General features: G+C 69.3%; 7 protein-coding genes and 2 tRNA genes. 6 read left to right on the forward strand and 3 right to left on the reverse strand.

From position 1 onward, the window contains the following. Window positions 1-44: 44 nt before the first annotated feature. A tRNA-OTHER gene (locus ABT001_RS34460) sits at window positions 45-136 on the reverse strand. 36 nt (window positions 137-172) lie between these two features. Then, window positions 173-264 (reverse strand) — tRNA-OTHER (locus tag ABT001_RS34465). A gap of 176 nt (window positions 265-440) precedes the next feature. Between ABT001_RS34465 and ABT001_RS34470 the strand changes: the two genes are divergently transcribed. From ABT001_RS34470 to fabI, 6 genes are all read left to right on the forward strand, one after another. After that, a complete protein-coding gene (locus ABT001_RS34470) occupies window positions 441-1,436 on the forward strand; it encodes a DUF2156 domain-containing protein (RefSeq protein ID WP_351285501.1) in 996 nt (331 codons plus the stop codon). Between the two features lie 49 nt (window positions 1,437-1,485). Beyond that, window positions 1,486-1,680 (forward strand): hypothetical protein, encoded by a 195-nt coding sequence (locus ABT001_RS34475; protein WP_351285502.1) that lies wholly within the window; start codon window positions 1,486-1,488, stop codon window positions 1,678-1,680. Between the two features lie 287 nt (window positions 1,681-1,967). Next, window positions 1,968-3,062 carry a fatty acid desaturase family protein gene (locus tag ABT001_RS34480; RefSeq protein ID WP_351285504.1) on the forward strand — a complete coding sequence of 365 codons (1,095 nt, stop codon included), beginning with the start codon at window positions 1,968-1,970 and terminating at the stop codon, window positions 3,060-3,062. Window positions 3,063-3,258: 196 nt separating this feature from the next. Next, window positions 3,259-4,668: an MFS transporter gene (locus ABT001_RS34485; protein ID WP_351285505.1), complete on the forward strand. Its 1,410-nt coding sequence runs from the start codon at window positions 3,259-3,261 to the stop codon at window positions 4,666-4,668. Window positions 4,669-4,670: 2 nt separating this feature from the next. Beyond that, window positions 4,671-4,997: a ferredoxin gene (gene fdxA, locus ABT001_RS34490; RefSeq protein WP_351285507.1), complete on the forward strand. Its 327-nt coding sequence runs from the start codon at window positions 4,671-4,673 to the stop codon at window positions 4,995-4,997. Beyond that, the gene (fabI, locus tag ABT001_RS34495; protein WP_351285509.1) at window positions 4,994-5,767 is read left to right on the forward strand and encodes an enoyl-ACP reductase FabI; all 774 of its coding nucleotides are present in this window, start codon (window positions 4,994-4,996) and stop codon (window positions 5,765-5,767) included. Before fdxA ends, fabI begins: the two co-directional genes overlap by 4 nt. A 67-nt stretch (window positions 5,768-5,834) precedes the next feature. On the opposite strand, the gene serS is transcribed toward fabI, so the two are convergent. Next, window positions 5,835-7,112 carry a serine--tRNA ligase gene (gene serS, locus ABT001_RS34500; protein WP_351285510.1) on the reverse strand — a complete coding sequence of 426 codons (1,278 nt, stop codon included), beginning with the start codon at window positions 7,110-7,112 and terminating at the stop codon, window positions 5,835-5,837. Between the last annotated feature and the right edge of the window lie 201 nt (window positions 7,113-7,313).

Here is a 7,313-nt window from a genome sequence, read left to right on the forward strand (position 1 = left end):
ACCTCTCCTGGTGGTGACGTCGGCCGGTGGTGTGGGCCGTGTCGCGGAGAGGGCAGGATTCGAACCTGCGTGGGTTTTTAGGCCCGACCTAAAGGTGTTCTTTCGGTCCCCGATGAGCCGCTCCGGGCACCTCTCCTGGTGGTGACGTCGGCCGGTGGTGTGGGCCGTGTCGCGGAGAGGGCAGGATTCGAACCTGCGTGGGTTTTTAGGCCCGACCTAAAGGTGTTCTTTCGGTCCCCGATAAGCCGCTCCGGGCACCTCTCCTCGTTCCCGGCTTCCGGTTTCCCGTGCCGTTCACGAGAACAACATTGGCAGGGGGTTCTGATGAGGAGCTGACATCCTCCTGACGTGGTCGTCAGATTCATTTCCGGTCTTCCCCTCGGTGTGGCGTCGGTGCTCTACTCGCACCAAAAGAAACATCTTCCGAAAGGGGTACGGGCATGCCCGTAACTACTGCGGACGCCTCGGTTCTCGGGGCGATCCGGGCACACACCCAGAGCGAGAACGCCAGTGCCTTCCTGGCGCTCAACAGCGGAAACAGCACCTTCACCACCCCCGGTACCGACGGCGTCGTCGTCTACCGCCGCACCGGTGGTTACGCGGTTCAGTTCGGTGGTCCCTTCGCCGCCCCCGACGCCTACGGCACCCTCCTCGACGGCTTCCGCCAGTACGTGAAGGACGAGGGGCTGGAGCTCGTCGGTGTGCAACTCCAGCGTGCCGACGCCGAGTACTACGTCCGGCACGGCTTCACCGTCAACCAGGTGGGAGCCTCCTGGGCCGTGAGGCTTCCGGAGTTCTCGCTCCGAGGCACCCGCTTCATGCAGCTGCGCAACAAGATCTCCCGAGCGCACCGCAACGGCCTCGTGATCAAAGAGGTCACCGCAGAGGACTGGCAAGGTGCGATTGCGACGATCGACGAGGCCTGGCTCGGTTCGAAGGGCGGCGCACACCAACTCGAGTTCCTGGTGGGCCAGATAGGCGGCGAACCGCAGGCGCAGCGCCGGCTGTTCGCCGGCACCATCGAGGATGTGCCGGTGGCGTACATCTCGTACTCACCCGTGTACGGCGAACGGGCCGGCTGGATGCATGACCTCAGCCGGCGTGTGCCCGAAGGCTCTCCGGGGCTGATGGAGGCCATCAACGCGCACGCCATCGAGGTCTTCCGCGCCGAGGGCGTGGGGTGGCTGCACTTCGGTTTCACGCCGTTCACCGGCCTTGACGCGAGCCATGAACTCGACGGTCACAGCCCGGCGTTCCAGTGGCTGATGCACGCGCTCTGGGCCGAGGGAGCCGCTCTCTACCCGGCGCAGACCCAGCTTTCGTACAAGCAGAAGTGGGCCCCTGACGAACTCATACCGGAGTACGTCGCCTTCGACCGGCCTACCGCGTCACTGGCCGGTTTCGCGCACGTCTTCCGAGCCTGCAAGGCCTTCTGACACACCTCCAGCGCACCGCCGCCACCACACGACGAGGAGAGCCGGAACAGTGAGTGACAACGACGAGACCACGACCACCGACGCCACCGGGGCCACGGACACCGAAGCCCTTCAGCAGGCCATGGTCGGGCAGCTCATGGCCATCATCGGAGCCCCCGACGACAAGGACGTGGCCCGTGCCGCGGACGACATCGTCCAGGAGCTCGACGTCCGGCTTCGCCAGGCCCGGACCGTCGCGGTCTGAGCGGAGGAAACAAGGTCCGGGTACCCAGGGAATCGTCTCCCCTGCGGCCGGGCCCGATCAGCCCGATATCAGTGTCACATCAGCGGAGCACGGAACGCTGGACACACGTTCGCCCGGCGGCCCGGTCCGGAGCACCGCACTGCTCCAGCGGTCCTGGCCGTCGGGCGGGTGGCGCCCACCTTCCGGCCCTGCCCACGGAAGCACTGTCGACCCCCCGGCGCAGCCACGTCCCGCAGGGCAGCGGCGCCGCCGCCCGCTTCGGGCACGTCTCCCAAGGAGAGCAACGCATGCAGCGTCCGCACGTCCAAGAAGCCCAGGCCATCGCCGCTCCCAAGCAGCGCGGCGCTTCGGCCACGTTCGCCGAACTCCTCAAACGCGTCAGAGCGGAGGGCCTCCTCGACCTCGATCCGCGCTATTACATAGGCCGCCTGGCGTTGAACACCACGCTCATGCTGCTCGGGTTCGCCGCGTTCTTCGCACTCGGCGACTCGTGGTGGCAGCTGACGGTGGCGCTGTGGATGGGCCTGTGCGGCGGCCAGTCCGCCTTCATGTGGCACGACGCGGGCCACAAGGCCATGTTCCGCAGCAAGAAGGCCGCCTCCGCCATCGGTTACTTCCACGCCAACCTGGTCAACGGGGTCAGCTTCGGCTGGTGGGTCAACCACCACAACCGGCACCACAGCAACCCCAACCACCTGGACATGGACCCGGACATCGGCCGGCGCACCGCCATCTTCGACATCAAGCAGTACCCCACCCGGCGCGGCACGCAGAAGTTCGTGGTGCGCTACCAGAGCGTGCTGTTCTTCGCGCTGCTGGTCCTGGAGTCCTTCAAGATGCTGAAGACGGCCATCCTGTCCATCGCCCAGGGCAAGACCAAGCGGCCCGTGCTGGAGACGTTCCTGCTCGTCGCGCGGGCGGCCATCTATCTGACGCTGGTGTTCACCGTCCTCTCGCCCGTCCTCGCGGTCGCCTTCGTCCTGGTCCAGCAGGCGGTCCTGGGCGTCTACTTCGGCATGATCTTCGCCCCCAACCACAAGGGCATGGCGATCCGCGACGGTGACGAGGAGACCCTGGACTGGCTGGAGCGCCAGGTCCTCACCTCCCGGAACATCCGCCCGTCCCTGCTGATCGACTTCCTCTACGGGGGACTCAACTACCAGGTCGAGCACCATCTGTTCCCGGCCATGCCGCAGAAGAACCTGGCGCGCGCGCGTGAGCTCACCCGGGAGTACTGCGCCGAGCGCGGTGTGCCCTACCACGAGGTGGGGTTCTGGGCCTCGTACCGCGAGGTCGCCTCCTTCCTGCACGAGGTCAGCGCACCGGTGCGACGTGGTGACGTCGAGGAGCAGATCCGGCGGAACGCGGACCGGGCCGCCTGACCGGCGCCCTCCCGTCCTCCACCTCCCGCCCTCCACAGGCCCCGGCCGTCCCGGTGTTCCCCGCACCGTGCCACCGCCATCCGGCGACTCCCACCCGGGCCCTCGCGTGTCCGGCGGCCGGGGAGCGCGGCCGGGGCCCCGGCCGCGCTCCCCGCCCCCGGCCTGATCCGGACGAAAGACCATAGGAGCCACACGTATGTCCCAGACCACCACGGCGGTGAGTGAAGTCGTCTCTCCCGCCTCGATCGGGGTCCGGCTGGACCGGATGCCGATCACCCCCATGCACCGCAGCCTGACTGCGGTCATCGGGATAGGCCTGCTCTTCGACACCTTCGAGAACAGTCTGTCGGGCACCATCGCCAAGGTGCTCCAGGACGACTTCGCGTTCGGAGCGACGTCGCTCAAGCTGGTCCTGGCCTCCGTCTTCATCGGCCAGTTCATCGGCTCGTTGGTGCTCGGCCGGGTCGCGGACCGGCTCGGCCGGCGCCGGGCCTTCCTGATCAACCTCGCGATCTACTCCGGCTTCTCCCTCCTCGGCGCGTTCTCGCCCAACGCGGAGTGGCTGATCGCGACCCGTTTCCTGGCCGGCATCGGCATCGGGGCCGAACAAGCCCTGTCGGACTGCTACCTGGCGGATGTCCTGCCCGCGGCCAAGCGTGGCCGGTTCATCGCCTGGGCCTACACGATCGCCTTCTGCGGGGTGCCCGCGGTCGGCTTCGCGGCCCTGTGGCTGGTACCGCTGACCCCGCTGGGGGTGGACGGCTGGCGCTGGCTGTTCGTGATCGGCGCGCTCGGCTCGGCCGTGGTCTGGGTGCTGCGCCGACGGCTGATCGAATCCCCGCGCTGGCTGGCGGCGAACGGCCGTACCGCGGAGGCCGACCTGTTGGTGTCCCGGATGGAGGCCCAGATCCCGGCCGGCCGGACCGTCGAGGCGCTGCCGGTCGAGCACGAGACGTCCGTCGTCGGGCTGACCAGGCTGCGGGACATCTTCGCCCGCGGGCTGAGACGCCGCACCGTGATGCTGTGGATCTTCTGCTCGCTCTCCGTGGTCGGTTACTACGGTTTCGGCACCCTGGCCCCGCAGATCCTCGCTGCGAAGGGCTACGACATCGTGGCCGGTCTGGGCTTCACCGCCCTGTCCTTCCTCGGCTACCCCGTCGGCTCGGCACTGTCGCTGCCGATCATCGACCGCATCGAACGTAAGACTCTCGTCGCGCTGTCCGCCGGCGCGATGGTCGCCGCGGGAATGGGCTTCGCCTTCACCGACTCGACCTTCCTCATCGTCGCGTTCGGCTTCGGATACACGCTGTGCAGCAACGTCTTCTCCAGCGTGTCGCACGTGTACCTCTCCGAGCAGTACCCGACGGCGATCCGGGCCACCGCGTCCGGCATGGCGTACTCGCTGTCCAAACTCACCGCCGCCGCACTGCCGTTCATCCTGCTGCCCGTTCTCGACTCGTACGGGCCGGGTGCGCTGTTCGGGGTCATCGCCGCCTCGATGGCCGCACTGGCCGTCACCGTGCTCACGCTGGGCGAGCGCACCACCGGAGTCTCGGTGGACCAGGCCCCTGCGTCGCTCGACAAACCGACCGTGAAAAGGAGTTGACGATGACCTACGTCATCGCCCTGCCCTGTGTCGATGTGAAGGATCGTTCCTGCATCGATGAGTGCCCGGTGGACTGCATCTACGAGGGCCGCCGCGCCCTCTACATCCAGCCCGACGAGTGCGTCGACTGCGGGGCCTGCGAACCGGTGTGCCCCGTGGAGGCCATCTACTTCCAGGACGACGTCCCCGCCGAGTGGGGCGATCACAGCGGCTCCAACGCCGACTTCTTCGAAACCCTCGGCTCGCCCGGGGGCGCGGGCGGTATCGGTGTCCTCGACCACGACTCCCCGCTGGTCGGATCCCTGGCACAGAAGGCGGTGCGGTCATGAGCGGACTCCTCGCCGGCAAGCGCATCCTGGTGACCGGCGTCGTCACGGAGGCGTCGATCGCCTTCCACGTCGCCCGGATCGCGCAGGAGGAGGGGGCCGAGGTGGTGCTGACCGGCTTCGGCCGGCTCTCCCTGATCGAGCGGATCGCGGCCCGGTTGCCCAAGCCGGTTCCGGTGGTCGAGTTGGACGTCACCGACCAAACGCAGCTGGACACGCTCGCAGAGCGGATCAGCGCGTCCGCCGACGGGGCCGACCGCCTCGACGGCGTCGTGCACTCCATCGCATACGGTCCCCAGGGGGCCTTCTCCTTCCTCGACGGCGACTGGGCGGACGTCTCGACGGCCGTGCAGGTGTCCGCGTACTCCCTGAAGTCCCTGACCACCGCGTGCCTGCCCCTGATGGAGGAACGCGGCGGCTCGGTGGTCGGGCTCACCTTCGACGCGACGGTCGCCTGGCCGCGGTACGACTGGATGGGCGTCGCCAAGGCCGCCCTCGAGTCGACCAGCCGCTACCTCGCCCGGGACATGGGGGGCCGAGGCATCCGCTGCAACCTGATCGCGGCCGGTCCGCTGCGCTCCATGGCCGCCAAGTCGATACCCGGCTTCGGGGAGCTCGCCGAGGTCTGGCAGCACCGGGCGCCGATCGGCTGGGACCTCGTCGACCCGGACCCCGCGGCGCGCGGTGTGGTCGCCCTGCTGTCGGACTTCTTCCCGCGCACGACCGGCGAGATCGTCCACGTCGACGGCGGGGTGCACATGATGGGGGCGTGACACGTACGCCGAGAGGGCGGGTGATCCGGGGCCGACCCGGATCACCCGCCCTCTCGGCGTACGTGTGCTACGCGGTCGTCCCACCCGGCAGGATGCGGCGGAATCCGGTGTACGGGGCGAGGGCCTCGGGGAGAAGGACGGAGCCGTCCTCCTGCACGCCCTGCTCCAGCAGTGCGGCGACCGTGCGTCCCACGGGCAGGGCCGATCCGTTGAGGGTGGCGGCGGGCCCCTTGCGGCCGTCGGCCCGCCGGTGACGGATGTTCGCGCGGCGGCCCTGGAAGGTGCCGCAGTCGGAGACCGAGGAGATCTCACGGTAGGCGCCGCTGCCCGGCAGCCACACCTCGATGTCGTACGTCATCCGGGCGGAGAAGCCGAGATCGCCGGCGGGCAGCATGACCACGCGGTGGGAGAGTCCGAGGCGGCGCAGACATTCCTCGGCGTGTCCCACCATGAGCTCCAGTTGTGCCGGTGCGTCCTCGGGGGCGCAGACGCGGACCAGCTCCACCTTCTCGAACTGGTGCAGGCGCAGGATGCCCCGGGTGTCACGCCCGTACGCCCCCGCCTCGGCGCGGAAACACGGAGTGCGCGCGGTGAAGGCGTACGGCAGGTCACGGGCGTCCAGGAGCTGCTGGGCCACCAGGTTGGTGAGCGGCACCTCGGCGGTGGGGATCAGGAACAGTTCCCGGTCGCCCACCTGGGTACGGAACAGGTCGTCCTCGAACTTGGGGAGCTGACCGGTGCCGGTCATGGTCTCCCGGTTCACGAGGAACGGCACGGAGTACTCGGTGTAACCGTGCTCGCGGGTATGGAGGTCGAGGAGGAAGTCGGTCAGGGCCCGCTCCAGACGGGCACCGGCACCGTGGCTGAGGCTGAAACGGGCGCCCGAGAGCCTGGCCGCCGTCGGGCTGTCCAGTATGCCGAGCGACTCGCCGATGTCGGCGTGGTGCGGGGCGTCGCTGTCGTCGCGCACCGGGCCCCAGCGGCGGACCTCCACCGCCTCCTTCTCGGTGGCGCCGTCCGGCACCCGGTCGAGGGGGACGTTGGGGATGCCGAGCAGCAGTTCGGAGAGATCGTGTCCCGCGGCCCGGGCCGAGGCCTCCGCCTGCTGCACGTCCGCGCGCAGGGCGCGAGCGGCCTCCTTCTCCTCCTCGGACGGCGGTCCCGAGCGCCCGCGTGTGCGCGAGACGCGGTTCAGCTCCGTACGCGACCGGGTCACGTCGGCCTGGGCCTCGGCCCGTCGGCGCACCGCCTTCTCCAGGGCGGCCAGGTCGAGGTCGTAGCGGCGACGGGCCAGTCGCTTCACGGCGACCGGCCCGTCTTCGAGCAGTTCACTGGGGTCGTGCATGGCGGACTCCTCGGGTTGGGAGAGCGGCGGCCGGCGGCTTGCCGGACGCGGCGGGCTGGGGTGGCGTCGGGCGGGCGTCGACGGCCCACCGGACGGTGAGGGGCTGTGCGGTGAGCGGCCTGCCCGGACCCGGCGTGCGGGAGGGCGCGCGGGGCCGGGTGCCCCGTAAACCTGTCGGGGCGGACGGCTGTCAGCCGTCCG

The sequence above is a fragment of the Streptomyces sp. NPDC002793 genome, assembly GCF_040295485.1.
Lineage (GTDB): Bacteria > Actinomycetota > Actinomycetes > Streptomycetales > Streptomycetaceae > Streptomyces.

Coding starts and splice junctions, on each gene's coding strand:
- ABT001_RS34470 (WP_351285501.1), top strand. CDS start 441: ATGCCCGTAACTACTGCGGACGCCTCGGTTCTCGGGGCGATCCGGGCA.
- ABT001_RS34480 (WP_351285504.1), top strand. CDS start 1,968: ATGCAGCGTCCGCACGTCCAAGAAGCCCAGGCCATCGCCGCTCCCAAG.
- ABT001_RS34485 (WP_351285505.1), top strand. CDS start 3,259: ATGTCCCAGACCACCACGGCGGTGAGTGAAGTCGTCTCTCCCGCCTCG.
- fdxA (WP_351285507.1), top strand. CDS start 4,671: ATGACCTACGTCATCGCCCTGCCCTGTGTCGATGTGAAGGATCGTTCC.
- fabI (WP_351285509.1), top strand. CDS start 4,994: ATGAGCGGACTCCTCGCCGGCAAGCGCATCCTGGTGACCGGCGTCGTC.
- serS (WP_351285510.1), bottom strand. CDS start 7,112: ATGCACGACCCCAGTGAACTGCTCGAAGACGGGCCGGTCGCCGTGAAG.